This window comes from Rudanella paleaurantiibacter (assembly GCF_009184635.1).
GTDB classification, from domain to species: domain Bacteria; phylum Bacteroidota; class Bacteroidia; order Cytophagales; family Spirosomataceae; genus Rudanella; species Rudanella paleaurantiibacter.
Genome location: NZ_WELI01000011.1, coordinates 126,250 through 147,360, shown reverse-complemented (window position 1 = coordinate 147,360; position 21,111 = coordinate 126,250). Strand labels below are relative to the sequence as shown.

The 21,111-nt window shown below is 54.5% G+C and carries 13 protein-coding genes; 2 read left to right on the top strand and 11 right to left on the bottom strand.

Features of this window, described 5'->3' with window-relative positions:
• Nucleotides 1-3: 3 nt before the first annotated feature.
• From F5984_RS22170 to F5984_RS22160, 3 genes are read right to left on the bottom strand one after another with little or no spacing between them, the layout of a single operon-like run.
• Nucleotides 4-1,329, bottom strand: coding sequence for a DoxX family protein (locus F5984_RS22170; RefSeq protein WP_152126408.1), 1,326 nt, complete (start codon nt 1,327-1,329; stop codon nt 4-6).
• Nucleotides 1,330-1,341: 12 nt separating this feature from the next.
• Nucleotides 1,342-2,694: a RagB/SusD family nutrient uptake outer membrane protein gene (locus tag F5984_RS22165; protein ID WP_152126407.1), complete on the bottom strand. Its 1,353-nt coding sequence runs from the start codon at nt 2,692-2,694 to the stop codon at nt 1,342-1,344.
• A gap of 13 nt (nt 2,695-2,707) precedes the next feature.
• Complete coding sequence (locus F5984_RS22160) at nt 2,708-5,791, bottom strand: SusC/RagA family TonB-linked outer membrane protein (protein ID WP_152126406.1); 3,084 nt, start codon at nt 5,789-5,791, stop codon at nt 2,708-2,710.
• A gap of 715 nt (nt 5,792-6,506) precedes the next feature.
• On the opposite strand from F5984_RS22160, the gene F5984_RS27045 reads away from it, so the two are divergent.
• On the top strand, nt 6,507-6,701 hold the full coding sequence (locus F5984_RS27045; RefSeq protein ID WP_394367446.1) for a T9SS type A sorting domain-containing protein: 195 nt from the start codon (nt 6,507-6,509) through the stop codon (nt 6,699-6,701).
• 268 nt (nt 6,702-6,969) lie between these two features.
• Complete coding sequence (locus F5984_RS22150) at nt 6,970-11,109, top strand: reprolysin-like metallopeptidase (RefSeq protein ID WP_152126405.1); 4,140 nt, start codon at nt 6,970-6,972, stop codon at nt 11,107-11,109.
• Between the two features lie 123 nt (nt 11,110-11,232).
• Here the strand turns inward: F5984_RS22150 and F5984_RS22145 are convergent, their stop codons facing one another.
• The 8 genes from F5984_RS22145 to F5984_RS22110 form a co-directional block, all read right to left on the bottom strand.
• A complete protein-coding gene (locus tag F5984_RS22145; RefSeq protein WP_152126404.1) occupies nt 11,233-12,033 on the bottom strand; it encodes a hypothetical protein in 801 nt (266 codons plus the stop codon).
• Nucleotides 12,034-12,053: 20 nt separating this feature from the next.
• A complete protein-coding gene (locus F5984_RS22140; RefSeq protein ID WP_152126403.1) occupies nt 12,054-13,856 on the bottom strand; it encodes a HAMP domain-containing sensor histidine kinase in 1,803 nt (600 codons plus the stop codon).
• Nucleotides 13,853-14,989, bottom strand: coding sequence for a sensor protein KdpD (locus F5984_RS22135; RefSeq protein ID WP_152126402.1), 1,137 nt, complete (start codon nt 14,987-14,989; stop codon nt 13,853-13,855). The genes F5984_RS22140 and F5984_RS22135 overlap by 4 nt, the downstream gene beginning before the upstream one ends.
• Before the next feature lie 31 nt (nt 14,990-15,020).
• Complete coding sequence (locus F5984_RS22130) at nt 15,021-16,172, bottom strand: porin (protein ID WP_152126401.1); 1,152 nt, start codon at nt 16,170-16,172, stop codon at nt 15,021-15,023.
• Between the two features lie 52 nt (nt 16,173-16,224).
• A complete protein-coding gene (locus F5984_RS22125; RefSeq protein ID WP_152126400.1) occupies nt 16,225-16,785 on the bottom strand; it encodes a K(+)-transporting ATPase subunit C in 561 nt (186 codons plus the stop codon).
• Nucleotides 16,786-16,805: 20 nt separating this feature from the next.
• Nucleotides 16,806-18,878 (bottom strand): potassium-transporting ATPase subunit KdpB, encoded by a 2,073-nt coding sequence (gene kdpB / locus F5984_RS22120; RefSeq protein ID WP_152126399.1) that lies wholly within the window; start codon nt 18,876-18,878, stop codon nt 16,806-16,808.
• Nucleotides 18,879-19,049: 171 nt separating this feature from the next.
• Nucleotides 19,050-20,792: a potassium-transporting ATPase subunit KdpA gene (gene kdpA / locus F5984_RS22115; protein ID WP_152126398.1), complete on the bottom strand. Its 1,743-nt coding sequence runs from the start codon at nt 20,790-20,792 to the stop codon at nt 19,050-19,052.
• Nucleotides 20,793-20,828: 36 nt separating this feature from the next.
• Nucleotides 20,829-20,930, bottom strand: coding sequence for a potassium-transporting ATPase subunit F (locus tag F5984_RS22110; RefSeq protein WP_245581724.1), 102 nt, complete (start codon nt 20,928-20,930; stop codon nt 20,829-20,831).
• Nucleotides 20,931-21,111 lie beyond the last annotated feature (181 nt).

Sequence of the window (21,111 nt, the reverse complement as noted above, 5' to 3'; positions counted from 1 at the left end):
GAGTTAAAGAGTGAGTGAGCCCCGCCGACCAGCTTTGGCGGCTTCGTGTTGCAGGTATTTTTTGTTCACTTTCACCAGCGTAGCCTCTACCCGGTGCCCTTCCGAATCGGTGCCTTGCAGCGTGAGCCGGTTGTTGGCAGCTCGGGTGAGCCGTAACCTAAGTCGATCGGTAGCGTGATGGGGGTTTGCATTCTGCAGAAGCAGTTGAGTCCGGGCAACATCGGTTGTGTACCGGTAGTAAAGCCGTCCCTGCGAACCGGCCAGTTCGTGATCGCTTTGGGCGGCACCGGCAGGTAGCTCTTCGGTTGAAACATGGTGGATTGTTACCGGCCGGTTCGACCGGATGCTGAGCGTATTCCAGGGCTCAAAAACCACATCTTGCCAGCGGCCTGGGTGCATTTTTGCGTAAGGAATCACCTGCCCATCCTGCTTAAACGTTTCCACCCGGTAAAGGCCAAGCACCCCCTCGGCACGCAGGCCGGGCGTTTGCGGGTACCGGATAGCCCGGGGCGTGAATGCCGTTGTGAACCCGTAAACACCTACAACCAAACCCAAAAACGCCCCTTTTAGCCCATAGCGGGCCGCTCGCGGAATAGTCGACAGGGCGGCAGGTTCCTGATTGGGCCGGGCCGGGCGTTCGAGGGATACCAGGCGGAACAAACGAGCGGCATCGTGCCCAAACAGAAACAGCCCAAAGGTGAGCAACAGCCCGCTGTAGATGTACTCACCGCCCTCATAAGCGAGGTTGGAGAAAAACACATTCCCCAAAAACGGTAACAGAATCAGGGTTCCAATAGCGGTGGTTTTGCGGTGGAGCAACAACAAGCCGCCTAACACCTCAACTCCACCCAGAAACGCCTGATACCCCGGCACAACCCCCAGCGAGAGCGAAAACAATTTCCAGGCCGAATGGTCGCCGTAGGCCGTATTGAGGCTACTCAACGACGGCAGGGGGGCCTGAATCGGAAACAGTTTGAGGAAACCGTAAGCTATCACGGCCCAGGCGAGCCGGTACCGAACCGCCACCCTGACCCAGGCATACACACGCTCGTCGGCTGCTGGATTCGGGGAGCGTTGCGCCCAGATTAAGGTGCCGATGCCGGCCAACAGAGCCACTACCGCCCAGTTTGTAAACGTAGCCGTTGAACCAAAAAACGAGGGCGCATACCGCGACAGGTTGAACAGCCACCGCGTAAAAGCGTAGGCAACCGAATCGCCTGACCAATCGAACAGGTTCTTGAAAAATTGACCGTCGAGCGGCAAAAGCTGAATAGCCATGTACAGCACCACAAACCGGATACCAATGGTCTGGATTGATGAGATTTTCATGACGGAAAGGGGTTAGTAGCCAGGATTTTGTTCGAGTGCCTTATCAGACAGGAGCTGCTGAATGGGTAGGGGCATGAGGTACCGGTTCGGGTCGGTCAGGTTGAACACGGCCGGCGCGCGACCCGTCCGAACAATATCGAACCAGCGGTGCGGCTCCAGCGCAAACTCCACACGTCGTTCATTTTCAATGGCCAGTAATACCGCTTCGGGCGTAGCTACGGTTGAGCTACGGAGCGGGGCAAGCCCGGCCCGTTCGCGAACGGCGTTGAGGTCAGCGAGAGCCTCGGTCAGCTTGTTTTGCTGGGCACGGGCTTCAGCCCGAATCAGATAGGCTTCGGCAATCCGGAAAATATAAGACGGGTCGGAGGCCGGATTACGGTAATACAACGTGCCGTATGGGCGGTTCTGATTGTCGCGGGCCACGAGCACCGAGCGGTTTCCGCCGATGGCCGGGTTAGTTAGCAAGGCCACGAGCGCGTCGTTGGGTGCCCACTGACGGGTACCACCGGCCGTTTGGGGTTGCCACTGATTCCGGTGCGTGTTTACCTCAGTGGTACCATTGTAAAAAATCTCCCAAACCGACTCCTGCGTGCCCCGGGCGTCGTTCTGAAAAAAGGCACCAAACGGGCGCAAAAGCCGGTAATTCGTCGAATCACCAATCAGGCGGCCCGCGAAATCCTCAGCTTTTGCCCAATCTTTGTTGTATAGAAAATAGCGCGCTTTGAGCGCAAATACCGTTTTGCGGGTCACGTTGTACCGGTCGGTTGCCAGCGGCAACAGTGGTTCGGCAGCCTCCAGATCCCTGAGCACCTGCGCATAGGTTGCTGCCAACGTAGCCCGCCGAATCCCGGCATTGTCGGCGGGACCGAGGGTTGGCTTCGTAATAATAGGCACCCCGCCCCACGTCCGGGCCAAATCGAAATAAGCCAACGCCCGAATGGCATAAGCTTGCCCCAGGTACGCGTTCCGCAGGGCTGGGGTCAGGGCGGGATCGGTTACGGCGGGCACTTTCTCCAGCACATTGTTGGCCCGGTTGATGGTGCGGTACATAGCAATCCAGGCCGAGCTAAGCGTTGCATTTTCGGCGCTCACCCGCTTATTGATAAACTCCTGCACCTGCGACTGTGACCCTGTCCAAACGATATTGTCGCCCGACAGATAACCGATACTTGGAAAACTCGTGCCGTAATACCCGGCATCGGCCAGGGCGCTGTACACACCCCGCAGGGCTGTAAGGGCCGAGGTTTGGTCTTTTATGGTTACCGCATCGGAGATAGATTCGAGCGGTTTGACGTCTAAAAAGGTTTGGCAGGCACTAACCGCCAACCCAACGCCCAGTAGAGCGATGTATTTAATTCGTTTCATGAGGTCGGAAAAGTTAGAAAGTGAGGCTTAGTCCACCCTGAATACCAACAGGTTGCGGAGGAGTACCGAGGTCAATACCCTGCGCGTTGGGGTCGCTGCTCGCCGATGATTCAGGGTCGAGACCGGTGTAGCGAGTGAGGAGCCAGAGGTTGGTACCCACGGCGTAGATTCGCAGATTTTGCAGACCGACCTTGGTTGTCAGCTCTTTCGGGAAGGTATAGCCCACCGTGAGCGAACGCAGACGCAAAAACGAACCATCTTCAAGCCAACGGCTCCCCCCATCGCGGTAGTTATTTACGTTGATGCCGTCGATACGGGGCACATCGGTCACATCGCCGGGTTTCTGCCAACGGGCCAGATTCGAGGCAAAAATGATTCGGGCGGCATCGCGAGCCCCGCCCCCTTCGCCAAAGAATCGGTTATGATTGTAAATCTGGTTGCCGTACTGAAACGCAAAGAACAGATTTACATCGAACCCTTTGTAGGTCAGATTATTGGTGAGCCCACCGAAGAATTTGGGCCAGATACTCCCAAGCAATTGCCGGTCGGCCACGGTGATTTGCCCATCTTTGTTTACGTCGTCGTAAACCGCATTGCCGGTTTGCGTGTCCACGTACAACTGTTTATACACCCAGAACGAGTACAGCGGGAAGCCTTCCTGTTGCAAAATCAGGTCGCGGCTACCGTACCGAAGGGGGTTGGGTAAGCGCTCGATGCGGTTCACATTACGGGCAATATTGAAACTGGTACTCCAGGTTAGGTTGCCGCGCTGTACATTGACCGTAGAGAGTGACAGTTCGAAGCCCCGGTTGCTGATTTCGGCGGCATTACTCCAGTACTGACTGAACCCGGTGGTGGCGGGCAGGGCCAGTTGAATCAGACCATTGGTCGTCAGTTTGCGGTACAGGTTCAGCTCCAATCGTATGCGCTCGTTCAGAAGGCCAAGATCTAAGCCGAGGCTACTTTGCCCGGTGCGCTCCCACTGCAAATCGGGGTTACCCAATTGCTGGGGCGAAATACCCGGATTGCCCTGATACCCCGTGCCACCGGTCCACAACCCCTGAGCGGCAAAGTTGCCGATGCCATTCTGATTACCGGTTACCCCCCAACTACCCCGGAGTTTAAGGTCACTAATGAAGGATACGCTTTGCAAAAAGGGCTCCTGTTTGATGCGCCAGGCCGCACCCAAAGCAGGGAAATACCCCCATTTGCGGTCGGCCCCGAACCGGCTGCTGCCGTCGGCGCGCAGGCTCACATCGAACAGATACTTACCCCCGAAATTATAGTTAGCACGCCCGAAAAACGACGCCAGCGTATTTTTACTCCAGCTTTGCGATGCGGCCGTTGTCGCGGCCGACGAAATCTGGGTGAAGTCATCATTAGCAAAACCACGGCCTTCGGCATAGGTACGGGTGAGCACATCGCTCTGTAACGTGTTGCCCACCAGCAAACCAACATGGTGTTTGGCTCCGATACGCACGCGATACGAGAGAGTTTGCTCGTTAAGCCAGGTCGTAAACTGACTCACGCTGGAGGTTGCCAACCCATTCGGGCTGCCTGAAATCAGGAGCGAATTCCAGTATTCCGACTCGTTATAATTGTTGTAATCAAGCCCCCAGCTACTCCGAAATTTTAGTCCGGGCAGCAGCTGGGCGTCGGCGTAGAGGTTACCGATATAGCGCAGACTGGTGGTGTTGACGTCGTAATTTTGGAGCAGCAACGTCAGGTTATCAAAACCGGCCCGGCCCACCAGCACGCCCTGTTCATTTACCGGCGAGAGGTACGTTGGCGTATGCAGAGCCGCCTGTAGCAAGCCACCGGCCGGGCCATCGCCAGCGCGTGCCTGATTGCGGTACGTACGCGAAAAGGTGTTGCTGACCCCAATCTGCACCTTATCGCTCACCTGCTGGTCGAGATTAACCTTGAAATTAGCCCGGTCGAAATTGATGGGTCGGATGATGGCCTCCTGGCTGTTGAAGCCTGCCCCAATGTAGTATTTGGTGGTCTGGGTTCCGCCCGACAAGGCAAGGTCGTAGTTCTGCAAACGGGCCGTCCGAAACAGTTCGCTCAGTCGGTCGTAGGTTTTCTGTTCTTCGGGCAGGCCACGCCCGACTTCGGCAACAGGCCTGAACGGCCGATTGGAAAAGGTGCGGTTCAGTGATGGGGTATCTTTTCCTGTGTTTACCCACCACTCGTTCACGAGTTCGGCGTGTTGGGGGCCGGTTGTCAGGTCCCACAATTTAGCCGCTCGCGCAGCTCCAACCGACGCATTGACGCTAATGGTGGGTTTCTGACCGAAACTGCCCCGCTTGGTGGTAACCAGAATTACACCGTTGGCCCCACGCGAGCCGTAAAGCGCAGTGGCTTCGGCGTCTTTCAGTATTTCAATGCTTTCAATATCGGAAGGGTTAAGGTCAGCGATGGGCGAAGTTGCTTTGCCCCCCGTACCGATCGTTTGCAGGCTGTTGCCGTTGATAAACACCCCATCGACGACGTAGAGGGGGTCGGTGCTGCCGTTGATGGAGGTGGCTCCGCGCACCCGGATGTTTGTTCGTTCGCCCGGCACGCCCGTCGACGCAGAAATCTGTACGCCCGGCACCTTGCCCTGCAACTGTTGATCGAAGCTGCCAACCGGGATTGATTTTGTTTCGGATGGGTCGATTTTGGTGATAGAACCGATCAGATTTTTCCGCTCCTGCGTGCCGTAACCAACCACAATTACCTCACCCAGTTGAGCCGACGATTCGCGCAGGGTGACGTTCAGTTTGGTAGAACTCCCAACTTCTTTGATCTGGGCTTGCCCGCCCTCGTAGCCGATCGACGAAAAAATAAGCCGTTGACCGGGGGTCGCTTCAATCGAGAACTGCCCATTGGCGTCGGTGACCGTGCCTCGCTGTTGCCCCTGTATGACCACATTGACGCCGGGGATTGCTTCCCCTTTGTCGGACCGGACGGTTCCGGTGATTCGTGCCGATGACCGCCCATCCGTGGGCCGCCCGTTCGTGGGCCGCCCATCCGTGTCTCCACCTGTAGTTTGTGCCAACAAACTACCCGACAGTAGTAGACAGACTACTACAAAAAGTACGCGTTTTTGCATTACTTTGTACTGGTTACGTGAAAAATGAGGTCAGTCCGACTTAGTCGGCTGCCATGACCTTGTTTTTAAGCCAGCCGGGACGGTTGCCGCCGTTCCGGCTTTTTTGTTCCCCTATCCAGTGGTTGCCGCCAACAGGATCGGGCTTTACGCTACTTGATTCACACAAAAGCCCCATAAACATCAGGGCCGCTACAATTACTCAACCTTTCTGAAGCGACGCCACGTGCAACCCTTTACCCCGGTCGGCAGCGTAGCCTCTCCGACTTCAAATCAAATTCGGGCATCTGGTTTTCAATTGTTTTGCTAAGCCAATAGACTTTCATACCCAAACACGTTAAAGACCACTTCTCCATATAGTCCTGCTGTTAGATAGACTATTAGTACTTATAATCTATTGATTTTATAGATTTATGCAAATAAAGGGTATGATTTAGGAAGGCTGCAAATTTTTGTTCTTGTTTTTTTCGTATCGGCTGTAGCTACTTCAAAAGAACATCTCTGTATATACAAAGTGTATCCGTGAAGACAAGGTGTACTTAATAGTTTCGTATTCAAGAGCTTAAAAACTATCCGGGTCTCCGCAACTTACCGGGTTGTCTATCTTTTTACTTTGTTTTTGTGTTGCAATCTCACGTTTGGTTTCAAAGTCAAGCTATCCGTTGTGTAAAACCGGCTGTATCGCTGAGCAACCCAACAGGATAAGGCCGACATAGTAGTGGAGGGAGCTAATAGCGAACCAGTGACACTCCGGGTTGTGGGTACTGGCGGCCGCTTGCTTCATACCGAAATAATAGAAGTAACAACTGATTCAATCCGTCGGCGGGTACCCCTTTCAGCAGGGTCGGGCGTGTATCTTTTGCAGATAACTACCCCAACCCGAAGCCATACCGCGAAACTGGTACGCTACTAAAGTACCCTGTAATCAGACCTAACAGGCAGGTTGACAATATGCCTGCCTGCAGGGTCAATTTGAATGTGGGCAAATCGCCCGGCGCAGGGCACCGGGCGATTTGCCCACAGCTATTTGAGTAAAAACACTTAAAATACCCTTGGACTACTCCACCAACTACCCCAACGGGTAGGGGAAAAGCAGTACACCAGACCCTAGCTTTGGACCGGAAAAGCGCCACCGTAAATAGCTGCTTTACCACGTCAATACGTTTTAATAAATCCTCTTTATGCAGTTGAATTTCTACCCAAAGAATACCTCTTTTTGGGCGGCCCTATTGCTACTGGCAACCCTATTCCCAACCCTTCTACATGCACAGTCGGGCTTTTTTGAACCAGCAACATCGGGGCAGGCCCGTGTAGCTACATCGGCCATGAACGGCCTACAGCGGTACACCCTATACCGGCTCAGAACAGCCGATCTTCGGACGTATCTAGCCAAAGCTCCACTCGAGTTTCGGAGTAATGCCGCCCCGCTTCGCCTGGCTATACCACTCCCCAACGGAACGGTTGAAACGTTCGGTATTTACGAATCGCCAATTCTGGCTCCATCTGTTGCCAAAGCGCATACCGACATCAAAACGTATACAGGTAGAGGGTTGGCAAATCCAACGTATACCGTTCGGCTAAGTCTGACGTCAGGTGGATTCGATGCCCTGATTTTGGGCGTAGAGAACGATGCCGTTTACTTTACCAAACTAGCCACCGACCCCGCCGATCAGCTCTATTCGACCTACTTTGCGCGGGATGCCAAAAAAGCTGATGAAGTGCGCCCTTTCGGGCAACGAGCCCAGTGCGGCAATGAAACCAAAGCCATTGACCTAAGTGCACGTCCACAGGGGGCCCGTCTGGCCAACAACACGGGTGCCACGCTTCGGGTGTTTCGTCTGGCTGTTGCGGCAACGGGTGAGTTCACGCAGCGGAAAGGAAATGGCAATGTTAGCACAGCGTTCAATGCGCTTGTGGGCTACGTAAACCGCCTGAATGCGGTTTTCCGGACTGAACTGGGCGTTTCCCTCCAACTGGTGAGCGGAACAAACCTGGTATATCCAAACGCAAACACCGACCCCTACGACAATACAAATCAGGTGCAAATGCTCAGCGAAAACCACAATAACCTGGCTACTGTACTAACCAACGATGGGTACGATGTAGGCCATGTGTTGGGTACTAGTGCCGGTTCGGGTGGAGGTATTGCGTCGAAAGGAAGCCTTTGCAAAGAGCAGTACAAGGGGCAAGGGGTATCAGGCGTCGGCGACGGGTCCTTTGCGGCTGTTTTCGATGATCAACTGATCAGCCACGAAATAGGCCATCAGTTTGGTATGGATCATACCTATAACAGCTCAATTCCGGTTTGTACAACCCGGGTACCGGGTACATCAGTAGAACCAGGGGCTGGCACCACCATTATGAGCTACGGCTTCACGTGTGGGGGCGACGACTACGAGAAAACCCTCTACCAGCCTCTACTTAATTTTCATACCATCAGCTACCAGCAGGCCATTGAGTACATGGCTACCGTATCGTGCGGAACCAGCACGCCATCGAACAACGCGGTTCCGGTTATTGGGCAATTCCCCGCTAATACCACCATCCCGAAGTCGACACCTTTTGCCCTAACCGGTACCGCTACCGACACCGACGCCGGCGATGTGTTAAGCTACTCGTGGGAGGGCACCAATATCGCGACCGTCGTACCCGATAACAGCACCTTTGCCAACACGGCTCAACCTCCCTTTTTCCGTAGTTACGCACCTGTGTCAACCGGAACGCGCTTTTTCCCTCGGCTTGATGCCATCCTGAATGGCTCAAACAATGCGCCGGGTGATAAACTACCCTCAGTTGGTGTGGCTACTACCCACCGGATGACAGTCCGCGACGGAGCTGGGGGCATTGCCTACCAAACAGTTAACGTAACAATTGCCGAAAACGCCGGTCCGTTCGTGATAACGTCTAACCTCAACGGTTCGTACATGGGCAGCACCCAGCAAACCATAACGTGGGACGTAGCCAATAGCAACGAGGCACCGGTCAACTGCGCTAACGTCCGGATTCTATTATCAACCGATGGCGGTCAGACCTTCCCCACAACCCTCCTTGCCAGCACACCCAATGATGGTAGCGAGCCGGTTACGCTTCCGAATATCACCAACAATCAGTGCCGGATTAAGGTCCAGGCAGTTGATAACATCTTCTTCGATATTTCGAACAGCAACTTTACAATCGTCGACCCGAATAACCAGCCGCCTGTTGCAGCCGTTCTGTCGAACCAGTCGGCCACACTTGATACCGATTTCTCGTACACCGTCCCGGCTTTCTCAGACCCTGAAAATCAGGCGCTACGCTACAGTACTCTCGGCTTACCGGCTTCGCTGTCAATTCATCCCGATACACGCACAATCAGTGGCAAGCCAACAATCTCTGGTCCCTTCACCGTAACAGTGGTTGCCACTGACCCCGGTAACGCTACTGCTGCGGCCAGTTTTGTGCTGACGGTAAACCCTGTACCAATGGTTGTTAACTTGGTTGCTAATCCGACAAACCTGCTTACCATCGCTCAGACCACCGTTACAGTCAACGTGACCGGCGGGCGGGAGCCGTATAGCTACGATTACAGTCGGAATACTGTGCTGGCAGGATACTCATCGATTGGCAATACAGTAACCTTTTCCAGCCTTCCAGCAGGTGTGCAGACGTTCACAGTCATTGTAACTGACGCCACACCGCCCGTTAATCAGACCATCACCGCCCTGGTGAGCGTAACGGTTACCGACCCTACCGCAACTCCCGTAGTTAAAGTAGCCAGCAATGACCCCTCAGCGGCCGAAGGTAGCGCACTTCCAACCCAGGGGAGCAACGCTCGCCAGGCTCGTATAGCTGCCAACGCCGAAGAAGCGCCAGAGGACTTAGGCTACATCCAGTTTGAGCGCAGCAATACGAAGGGAACACTCGTTGTGCAGTATCAGATAGGTGGAACCGCCAGCAACGGAGCGGATTACAACGCCCTCCCTACCTCGGTAACGTTTGCAGACGGTGAGGCTATCGCAACCCTTACGGTTGACCCAATTGAGGATAATGAGGAAGAAGGCGACGAAACGATTGAAATTACACTTGCCGACACGGATGCTTACAACCCAGATCCTAACTCACAAAAAACAACCGTCACTTTGAAAGATAACGATGGACCGTCGACACCAAGCACACCGGCTAACCTGACCATCACCAGCTTTACCTGCAACAGCTCAAACACGGAAACCTTGAGTCAGGTCGAGTTTGTGGTAGGTTATAAAAATGGTACGTTTGCCCCGGCTCTTGCGCCCTTATTCATTAACGGAGTGACGGGCAATGGGCAGCTTGGCCAACGCTACAGCTTACCCTTCGACCGCAACCAAAGCACACTGACGGTACAGGACGCGGCTACCCGAGCTACCTATTTTGTGTGGAATTTCCGGCAGGCATGCACCAGCACGCCCCCCTCGTCTACCACCAGCACGCCAACCGTACCACCTGCGCCAACGAGTCTGACCATCACCAGCTTTACCTGCAACAGCTCAAACACGGAAACCTTGAGTCAGGTCGATTTTGTGGTAGGCTACAACAATGGTTCAACAACGCCCGCGGTGGCACCCTTGCTGATCATTGGAGCAACAGGTAATGGGCAGCTTGGCCAACGCTACAGCCTACCCTTCGACCGCAACCAAAGCACACTGACGGTACAGGACGCGGCTACCCGAGCTACCTATTTTGTGTGGAATTTCCGGCAGGCATGCACCAGCACGCCCCCCTCGTCTACCACCAGCACGCCAACCGTACCACCTGCCCCAACGAGCCTGACCATCACCAGCTTTACCTGCAACAGCTCAAACACGGAAACCTTGAGCCAGGTCGATTTTGTGGTAGGCTACAACAATGGTTCAACAACACCCGCGGTGGCACCCTTGCTGATCATTGGGGCAACAGGTAATGGGCAGCTTGGCCAACGCTACAGCCTACCCTTCGACCGCAACCAAAGCACACTGACGGTACAGGACGCGGCTACCCGAGCTACCTATTTTGTGTGGAATTTCCGGCAGGCCTGTATCGCGGGCGGTCAGGCCCGGGTGGCTGAGCCAAAAGCCAGCTGGCAGATTTCGGTATTAGGCAATCCCACCCACAGCTCGGTAGAGTTGCAGGTAGACGGCGCTCAGGGACACCCAATCGAGCTAATGCTACTGGATGCGGCAGGCCGCCAAGTTACCAACCGCCGGATTATCCCCCAATCAGTCAGTCACCGCGAAACCTTCGATATCTCCGGGCAAAGCAGTGGTCTGTATGTCATACAGGCTACCAACGAACAGCATCGGCAGACGGTGAAAGTCGTGAAGCAATAAACAGGTTCTGTTAAAAGAAGAGGCTACTACACGCAGGCATTGGAGCAACACCTCCAGCCTGCGCGTAGTAGCCTTTTTCGTAAGTAATAGGTCCACGATAAACTCGCTCAACACCACGCAGCCTCAATTAATGTTGATACCAACCGTGAAACCCAGCCAGGGCTTCTGCCGATATACCCATGCTCGATTATTGCGGTCGGCCAGGTTTTCGAAGCCCACAGCCAAACCAGCCGTTACACTTTTATAACCGACAATAGTAGCCAGACCATAGTTAACACCCAGAGCTTCGTACTCAGTAGTGATTAGGCCATTGGTATTAAATTCATTGACAAGCACCGGATCTATACTTAGTACCGAGCCAATACCGAAACTGAACGACTGCACATCGGAGCGTTGTTCGCCCCGGAGGTAAATATTTCGAAAACGACCCAGATCATACCGAATACCCGTGTACACGCCAATATTGGCACTCGTAGCCAGCTGCCCCGGTCGGTCTCGTTGGGGAAACCGGTATTTAAACAGAACTGTAAACAGATCAATGTCGAATGAGGTAAGCTGGTAATAGAACCAGGGGCTCTTTTCTTCGATGAGCCTGAGCCGGGGTTTGTAATGCACAAACAGAAGGGAGGCCGAATCGCCCTGATCGAAAGTTGTCGGGTTGCCATCCGACGGCGGTAAGGTGTGCGGGTCAAAAGCCGCAAACAGTGTATCAGCCCGTTGATAAAGAGCCGCATCGGCAGGTTGATTAAGTCGTTTCTCAGTCAGGCCACCTTGTGCATCTGCCTGATACAGCGTCTGACCCGCCCGAACCCGGTAAATCCGATTCAGTGCCCGAATGTCATCACGCGAGTTAAGACTGGCACAGCCCGACAAACAACTCCACAGGGCCAGAAAAAGGGCAAGACGTTGGGTAATACTAAACATATTTCCAAAGAGCAGAAGCGTTATCTAATAGCTAAGTTATGGGATTGGGCCAATGGCAACCGAAAATAAAACGCAGCGCCATCGGTAACCCCTGCGTCGAGGCCGATTTGACCGTGCATACTCCCGATAAACTCGCGCGAAATGGCAAGTCCGAGGCCTGTACCTCCCGATTGCCCCGCCTGTTCGGGCACTTTGAAATACCGATCGAAAACAAGCGGCTGGTGTTCAGGCCGTATCCCAACGCCGTAATCGCGCACCATAAATTGAACCATGTTTTCAACCGCCAATAACGCAACACTCACTTCAACGGTGCCCTCATTCGTACTGTGGCGAATAGCGTTTGACAAAAAATTGATAAGCACCCACGACGCTTTTTCGGCATCGGCCAGCACCAGAGGCAGATCGTCCGGCACGGATACCTCAACCCGAAGCTGCTTCTGTTCGGCTTGAAGACGTAACGCATGCGTTGCGTAGTGGACAATATCAGCAGGCGCAACCGGCCGTAGTTTCAACTGAATCTGCCCCGATTCTACCTGCGCCATGTTCAGAAGTTCAGCCGTCAGATTCAGGAGTCGGTCCGCATCAGCACGCACATGGGCAAGCAGACTCTGTTGCTCGGTATTTAAGCGGCCCACCCGCGTGTCTTCCAGCAGTTTCAGACTCATTTTGATACCCGCCAGCGGGGTTTTCAATTCGTGCGAAACGGTGGCAATGAAGTTCGTTTTGGCCAGGTCAAGTTCTTTGTACGAAGTCACATTTTCGAGCACAATCACGTACCCAGCCAACTCGGCCTGTTCCTCGCCGGTACGGATAACCTCAACCCGGTGCGTGCGCCGATGATAATACCCCTCTTTACCCCGACCTCCGGCATTAGTTGGGTCAGGATCGTAAATTTTCAGTAACGCATGACCAGCGCCAGGCGGGTTATCGGCGGAATGGCCCTGTTCGCTCATAACATCCTGAATGAGTGTGCGTAACAAGTCGTTCTGTGCTGCTACGTCGGGGGCATATCGACCCAGCAGCGCCGACTGCCCGGCCCCTAACAACCGACACGCTACGTTGTTGACAAACAGGATTTGGCGATGCTCATCAAGGCCGATAATCCCCTCACTCATAATTTGAATGAGTGTTTCGATACGTCGTTTTTCGTGTAGCACCTGGGCCAGATTAGAGTGTTCGTACTCATCGAGCTTCTGCGCCATCGAGTTAAACGACCGGGCGAGTTCGCCAAATTCATCTTCCGACCGGAAGTGGAGCCGTTCTTCAAAATTGCGGCTCGCAACCTCTCGAATTCCTCGGGTCAGTTCGCGGAGGGGGTTGGCGATGTAGCCGGGGAAATTGATGATAAACGAAAACAGGACCAGAAAACTGGCTGTACCCACGAGTGCCAGCCATTTGAGTGCTTGCCGGGAGGTTTCTTTCGCCGTTTCGTTTTTGCGAATCATAGCCTGCCGGTTCAGATCGGCAATGGTCAGTAAACTTTGCTCGATTCGGCCTACAGTCAGCGAATCCGTTGCGCCCCTACGGTACTGGTCAAATGCACGTCGTAACAAACGCGTTGCCCGACCCTCGCTTACTTCCGTCACGTTGGCCTCCTGGCCACTCAGGGCGGTTTCAAAATCGGTTAGCGCGTCGGGGTTTGGCCGGTCGGTCAGGGCGCGTTGCATGGCACTGACATACTCCAGCGAGTTGTAGTTGTCCTGCAATATAGCCCCGGCATCACTCGATACCCGGTTGAGATAATAAGCACTCAGGCCACCCAGCATCAGCAGAATGACGAACAAAAACGTCAGAGCGAGCGATATTTTGGTTTTGATGCTCATGATAAAATAATCAGATCGGTATCAGATTCCGACAGGCGATTCAGCAAGCGGTTAAACGCAAACGTCCGCCAAATTACCTGTACCAGATTAACATGCGGTTTGCCCATACAAACCGTGGTAACGCCCCGTTGCTGCACCTCCTGCATAATGCATTCGACCACATCGGTACCTTTCACCTGTACTACTTCGGCTCCCAGCTCGGTGGCCAGTTTAAGGTTGTTAATCAAGTGACGCTGTACATCGAGCCGGATTTGATCGGGGGCTTCGGCGGGCGTTTGCACGTACAGCACGTACCAGCGCGAGTTGTAATAAGCCGCCAGCCGGGCCGTTTTGCGAATCACGCGCCGGGCCACCTCGGCACTACTGCTGATGGCCGCCAGAAACCGCTCCGGCCGACTCACGCCATTCGGCGTCAACAGGGTATCAATTTTGCGTTCAACGGCCGAGGCCACTTCGCGCAGGGCAAGCTCGCGGAGCTGGAGGATTTTTTCGGGTTGAAAAAAATGGTTTAAGGCGGTTTGCACCTTGGCCGGGTCATAAATTTTACCCTCCCGGAGCCGGGTGATTAGTTCGTCGGCGGTCAGGTCAATATTCACAACCTCATCAGCGAGTTGAAGCACGCGGTCGGGTACGCGCTCGGTTACGTCGACGCCCGTAATGCCACGCACCTCGTCGTACAAACTTTCAATATGCTGAATGTTGACCGCTGAGATGACGTTGATGCCCGCGTCCAGAATTTCGAGCACATCCTGCCACCGTTTTTCGTGTTTGGAACCGGGAATGTTGGAATGCGCCAGTTCATCGACAATGACCAGTTCGGGGTGCCGGTTCAGTATTGCCTGCGTATCCATTTCCTCCAGCTGACGCCCCTTGTAAAATAACCGCCGACGCCCAATCTGGGGTAAGCCCGGCACAAGCGCTTCAGTCTCGGCCCGGCCGTGGGTTTCGATGAACCCGATAGCCACGTCGAATCCACTCCGCAACAAGGCATGAGCCTCCTGCAACATCCGGTACGACTTACCTACCCCCGCGCTCATCCCGATATAGACCTTAAACTTACCCCGGCGTGACTCGCGGAGGAGGTTCAAAAATCGTTCGGGCGCACCGGTGCGGTTTGGGTCGTTTGGGTTCATGTCGGTGGCGAACTTAGTAGCAGGTTCTCGCTTAAAAGGAAATAGCCAGGCTCGTTGTCAGGCTAACGTTCGTTGGTGTCAGGCCGTTTTTCGATTCGAAAATAGCAGTTCGGCTCTGGTACGCTTTCCCTTCGATACGCCAAAGCGCGTTCGGCCAGATGGCGTAGTCGTAGTTGAGTGAATACCCCCAGGTTTGAAAACCGGGTATGCCGATGATAACCGCCCGGTTGTCGTCGTAGTACTCAATCCGCCCGGCCGCATACGTTTTGTCTGTTATCTGGTAACGGGCAATCAGCGCGGGCGAAAGCCAGACGTTGTACCCCGCAACACGTTCACCAGCCTGTCGGGCAAACGGCTTTTGCTCCGTGCCGATATCGAAGCCCAGAATCACGCCAAGCCGGTTGGTCGGGTTCAGTATGGCGTAGAAATTATTGAAAAATCGTCCCTGCCGCAACGAGTCGGGCCGGTCGGAGCCAAGAAAACTACTCCAGTTCAGCGTGACCCTGGTGTTGGGGCGGTACTGCACCTGCCCCGAGAAAGCCATACCTCCGCGACCGGGCACTTTCCGAATCCGTTGCCAGCCATTGGCCACCATGCCCAGCACCGTCCAGCGGTTGTTTGGCGAGTTGTACGTGACTTTAGCCCCGGCCAGATAATACGGCGAATTTTCGGCCATCAGACTCCGGGTGAGTGTCCAGCAATCTTTCGAAATGGCGCTTTCGAAGCCAATATGCGAGGTAAAAATGCCCGCGTCGAACCAGAGGAGGCCCGTTTTAGACAGCTTCACCCCAGCGTTGGCTTCCAGAATAGTTTTCACCAGCTCCTGCTCGGCTGCGTAATTGTATTGCGCATACGTACCCGCCTGCAACGCCAGGTTAGCGCGCACCGGCCCATCGGCATACGCCAGCTTTGCATACGCCAGATTGATATTCACCTCGCGGTTGCGCCGGTGGTTGTACAGAAAACCTGGCCGTTCAGAAGCGACTTTGGGAGCCGTAAAATCATGGGCGTAATAGGCTTCCACATACCCACTGAGTACCAGCGGGGACGGAGCCACAACGGCACTACGCCCGATAGAATCGACCCGCTGCCGGAGGGTATCAGGCGTCACTTTAGTCGATACCTGCGCATAGGCCGTCAACCCAACGGTCATCAGTACGGCCGTACAAAAAATAGGTTTCATCATTTTTCTTTCCCCAACCAACCGGGCCGGATACACTTCCTGTTCGTATCATTTACAGAGCGTCGAGCGCCACATTCAATTTGAGCACGTTCACACGAGCCGGTCCAAACAAACCGAAGAGTGGACTCTCTGTGTGGGCATCAACCAACGTATTTAATCGATCCACGGAGATACCCCGCACCCGCGCAATCCGGGCCACCTGAATTTTAGCGGCTCCGGGCGATAAGTCAGGGTCGAGACCCGATCCCGAAGCCGTCACCAGTTCAACCGGTATATCCGCCCTGCGAATGTCTGGATTATGCACCAGAAACGTGTCGATGCGTGCCTGGACCTGTTTCAGGTATTCCGGGTTTGAAGGCCCCTTATTCGACCCACCCGAACCGGCCGCGTTGTAGCCCACCGCCGAGGGGCGTGTGTTAAAGTAACGATCGTCCCTAAACGACTGGCCAATCCGGGCAAAGCCGACCACCTTACCGTTTGCTATAACCGTTTCGCCGGCTCCACCACCCGGCGTAAACCGGGCAAAACCAGCTACCAGCAACGGATACACCACCGAAAGTAAAACCAGCATCACGCCCGTCAGGCGTAGAGCGGGAGAAATATGCTTTTTCATAGTATGTAGAAAACTGATAATCAGAAAAACAACCCAACCACCACATCAATTAGCTTGATCCCCACAAACGGCACCATAACTCCACCCAATCCGTATACGAGCAGGTTGCGCCGGAGCAAGGCACTCGCCCCAATGGGCTTGTAGGCCACCCCGCGCAGGGCCAATGGAATTAACAACGGGATAATGAGCGCGTTGAAAAGTACTGCCGACAGTATGGCCGACTCGGCCGAGTGCAATCGCATGATATTCAGGGCCTGTAAGCCCGGAATGGAGGTGATGAACAAAGCGGGTACAATGGCGAAATACTTGGCCACGTCGTTGGCAATGCTGAACGTAGTAAGTGTACCCCGCGTTATGAGCAACTGCTTTCCAATCTCCACCACTTCAATAAGCTTGGTCGGGTCGTTGTCGAGGTCGACCATATTGCCAGCCTCCTTGGCGGCCTGCGTACCCGAGTTCATGGCCACCCCCACATCGGCCTGCGCCAGGGCGGGGGCGTCGTTGGTACCGTCGCCCATCATGGCTACCAGTTTGCCATTTGCCTGCTCCTGCCGGATATAGTGCATTTTGTCTTCGGGTTTGGCCTCGGCGATGTAGTCATCAACGCCCGCTTTTTCGGCAATAAAACGGGCCGTAAGCGGGTTATCGCCCGTGACCATTACGGTTTTAACGCCCATCTTACGGAGTCGCTCAAAACGCTCGGCAATACCCGGCTTGATAATATCCTGAAGCTCGACTACGCCCATCACCTGCTCATTTTCGGTCACTACGAGCGGAGTGCCTCCGTTAGCTGCAATCGCTTTCGCCTGCTCATCCGTTGCCGCCGGGAACTCGTTTCCGGCCTGTTCGACCAACGAACGGATTGCGTCGAGCGCCCCCTTTCGTATCCGCTGGGTACCCAAATCGACGCCCGACGAGCGTGTTTGGGCCGTAAACTTGATGGGTTTTGCGCCCCGTGTGCTCAGTTTGGGCATCAGCTCGGCACCGAACTCCCCCGTGCGGGCCAGCTCAAGGATTGACTTCCCTTCGGGCGTTTCGTCGGCCAGCGAGCTGAGTGCACTCACCCGCACCATATCAATGGGCAGTACGCCTGGTGCCGGGTAAAAGTGGGTGGCCCGGCGGTTGCCAATCGTGATTGTCCCCGTTTTGTCGAGCAAGAGGGTGTCTATATCGCCCGCCGTTTCTACCGCCCGCCCCGACTTGGCAATCACGTTGGCCCGCAGCGCCCGGTCCATCCCTGCAATGCCGATGGCCGACAGCAGCCCCCCAATGGTGGTCGGAATGAGGCAAACGAACAGGGCAATCAGGGCCGCAACAGTCATGGGTGTGTGGGCATACTGGGCAAAGGGTTTGAGGGTCACACACACGATGATGAAAATGAGCGTAAACCCGGCCAGCAGAATCGTCAGGGCAATTTCGTTGGGCGTTTTCTGGCGCGATGCCCCTTCCACCAACGCAATCATTTTGTCCAGAAACGACTCGCCGGGCTGGGTGGTTACCTGAACGCGGATATAGTCCGTCAACACTTTGGTGCCGCCCGTTACGGACGATTTATCCCCACCGGCTTCGCGAATGACCGGAGCCGATTCGCCCGTAATGGCCGACTCATCAATGGTGGCCAGCCCCTCAATGATTTCCCCATCGGCCGGAATAATATCGCCCGGTTCACAGATAAACACATCCCCTTTCTGCAACCGTGCCGACGAAACAAGGGTATATGCATTCCCCGATGGGTTATTTCCTCGGCCAGTTGCCACAATTTTAGCGGGTGTCTCCTGCCGGGTTTGCCGGAGTGATTCGGCCTGCGCTTTGCCCCGCGCTTCGGCGATGGCTTCGGCAAAATTGCCAAACAATACCGTCAGCAACAGAATCACGCTAACCAGGGCGTTATAGATCAGTGAGCCCTGCGTACTATCGCCCGATAGAGCGATGTAGCCGGTTACGAGAAACATGATGAGCGTACCGATTTCGACGGTGAACATGACCGGATTCTTAATCAGTGAAACCGGGTTTAATTTGACAAACGACTCCCGAATCGCTGAACGTAGCACGTGGTGCCGGAACAGGTTGGGAGCGGATTGATTCTGAACCATTTTGTTATTTTTGAAAAAAAGGAAGCTATACAGACGTACAATATGAGTCTGGGTGCGTTCGCCTAACGAGCGCCGGGTCTGGGCAAAACGGCCCACAAACGAGTAGGCATTCTCGGAAACGAAGACGATTTAGTGAGTGCTTTTTGTTTCTATCAGAAGCACCTCGGCTAACTACCTGGGCGTAAAGTACTCCGCCAGCGGCCCCAGCACCAGAACCGGGAAAAACGACAGAGCGGTAATAATCAGAATAACGGCCAGGGTCATCAACCCAAACGTTGCCGTGTCGGTAGGTAATGTCCCCGAGGTTGCCGGTACGTATTTCTTGTTTGCCAGTAGCCCAGCCACTGTCAGCGGCCCGATAATCGGGATAAACCGACCCAGCAACAAAACAAACCCCGTGGCCACATTCCAGAACAGTGTGTTGTCGTTCAAGCCTTCAAACCCTGACCCATTGTTGGCATTCGCAGAGGTAAATTCGTACAGCATCTGGGTAAAGCCGTGATAATGATCGGCATGGCTGGCATTCGACGCGTCGTGGACAGATACGAGCGGGCCAACTACTTCGGGGTGTTGTACCACCAGCCAGGCAGCCAGCGCGGTACCGCCTTTGATCAACAGGGTGCTCAGCAACGCTACGAGCGAGGCAATTTTGATTTCGCGCGCTTCAACTTTCCGACCAAACAGTTCGGGGGTTCGGCCAACCATCAGACCGGCAATAAACACCGCGATAATGAGGTAGTAGAAGTAGTTCAGGAAACCCACCCCACAACCGCCGTAAAACGCGTTGGTCATCATACCCAGCAATTGGAAGGCACCCGATAAAGGCATGGATGAGTCGTGCATCGAATTAACCGAACCCGTCGAAATTGCCGTGGTTGCTATACTCCAGTACGCCGACGATAACGGGCCGAATCGCACCTCTTTCCCCTCCATCGCGCCGGTCGGTTGCGCCAGGCCAAGGTTAGCCAGTGCCGGACTCCCGCTATACTCGGTCATCAGCGTCGGAATCACCAACAGCAAAAACCCGGTGGTCATCACCCCGAACACAACCCAGATAAAGCGTCGGCGATTGATCAGATAGCCGAATGCCAGCAGAAGGGCAATAGGCAGCAGAACTTGCGCCATTAACTCGACCATATTGGTGCCATACGTGGGGTTTTCGAGTGGGTGCGCCGAGTTAGCCCCGAAGTACCCACCTCCGTTGGTACCGAGGTGTTTGATGGCAATGACAGCAGCTGCTGGCCCCCGCGAAACATGAACCGTGTCGCCCTCTATCGAGGCAAACTGGCCTTCCCCGTCGAAGCTGGCAGGGACGCCGTTCAGCGTCAGAAAAAAGGCAAGAATAAGCGAGCCGGGCAACAAAATGCGGGTAATGGCCCGGGTGAAGTACACATAAAAATTGCCTGATAACTCTGTGCGCTCAGGCCGGAATGCCCGCACCATAAGCATCAGAGCCGCGATGCCCGTGGCCGCCGACACAAACATCAGAAAGTTAATGACGCCCAACTGGGTCAGGTACGTCAGGCCTGTTTCACCCGCGTAGTGTTGAAGGTCGCAATTGACCATGAAACTGATTGCGGTGTTAAAGGCTAAATCGGGCGTCATGGCCGGATTCCCGTCGGGATTCAGGGGCAGTTTGTCCTGAAACAGCAGCATAAAAAACGCGTACACAAACCACAAAGCATTGATCGTAAGCAGGGCCACCAGGTTTTCTTTCCAATTCATTGGCCGGTCGGGGTCAATGCCCGCAATACGATAAATCAGTCGCTCAAGGGGAGCCATAAAGCCCATTGCCGGGCGGGAATTTGGTTCGGGCTTATCCCGAAAACAGGCAGCCATAAGCTGCGCAAGCGGTATAGCCAGCAGTAGGGTCGCCAGGTAGGTGACCGCCACGCCGATTAGTTCGGTATTCATACTAAAGAAAGTAATAGCTGGGCTGGACAGCCCGATTCAGAAGCGTTCGGGGCGGAGGAGTACGTACAGCATGTAGGCGAACACCAGCAACGCCAGAATAAACAGGGAGGTTAGCATAGTCAGATTTTTTCGAACCATTCAATGGCTTTGTAAAAAAAGGCGAAGCAAAGCAGCGCCGACACGAGCAAAAGCAAACAGGTAGCCATAGTGTGTTTCAGTTTGGTTGGTTACGCCTGTTCAAGGGCCAACAAGCGTTCCATTTTGCCCCACGCCAAACTAAAAAAACAGCAACCTACTGACCGACAGCACAATAAAGCCC

Excerpts from the sequence above, each read along its gene's own strand:
- F5984_RS22170 (WP_152126408.1), bottom strand. The coding sequence starts at position 1,329 with ATGAAAATCTCATCAATCCAGACCATTGGTATCCGGTTTGTGGTGCTG.
- F5984_RS22165 (WP_152126407.1), bottom strand. The coding sequence starts at position 2,694 with ATGAAACGAATTAAATACATCGCTCTACTGGGCGTTGGGTTGGCGGTT.
- F5984_RS22160 (WP_152126406.1), bottom strand. The coding sequence starts at position 5,791 with ATGCAAAAACGCGTACTTTTTGTAGTAGTCTGTCTACTACTGTCGGGT.
- F5984_RS22150 (WP_152126405.1), top strand. The coding sequence starts at position 6,970 with ATGCAGTTGAATTTCTACCCAAAGAATACCTCTTTTTGGGCGGCCCTA.
- F5984_RS22145 (WP_152126404.1), bottom strand. The coding sequence starts at position 12,033 with ATGTTTAGTATTACCCAACGTCTTGCCCTTTTTCTGGCCCTGTGGAGT.
- F5984_RS22140 (WP_152126403.1), bottom strand. The coding sequence starts at position 13,856 with ATGAGCATCAAAACCAAAATATCGCTCGCTCTGACGTTTTTGTTCGTC.
- F5984_RS22135 (WP_152126402.1), bottom strand. The coding sequence starts at position 14,989 with ATGAACCCAAACGACCCAAACCGCACCGGTGCGCCCGAACGATTTTTG.
- F5984_RS22130 (WP_152126401.1), bottom strand. The coding sequence starts at position 16,172 with ATGAAACCTATTTTTTGTACGGCCGTACTGATGACCGTTGGGTTGACG.
- F5984_RS22125 (WP_152126400.1), bottom strand. The coding sequence starts at position 16,785 with ATGAAAAAGCATATTTCTCCCGCTCTACGCCTGACGGGCGTGATGCTG.
- kdpB (WP_152126399.1), bottom strand. The coding sequence starts at position 18,878 with ATGGTTCAGAATCAATCCGCTCCCAACCTGTTCCGGCACCACGTGCTA.
- kdpA (WP_152126398.1), bottom strand. The coding sequence starts at position 20,792 with ATGAATACCGAACTAATCGGCGTGGCGGTCACCTACCTGGCGACCCTA.
- F5984_RS22110 (WP_245581724.1), bottom strand. The coding sequence starts at position 20,930 with ATGGTTCGAAAAAATCTGACTATGCTAACCTCCCTGTTTATTCTGGCG.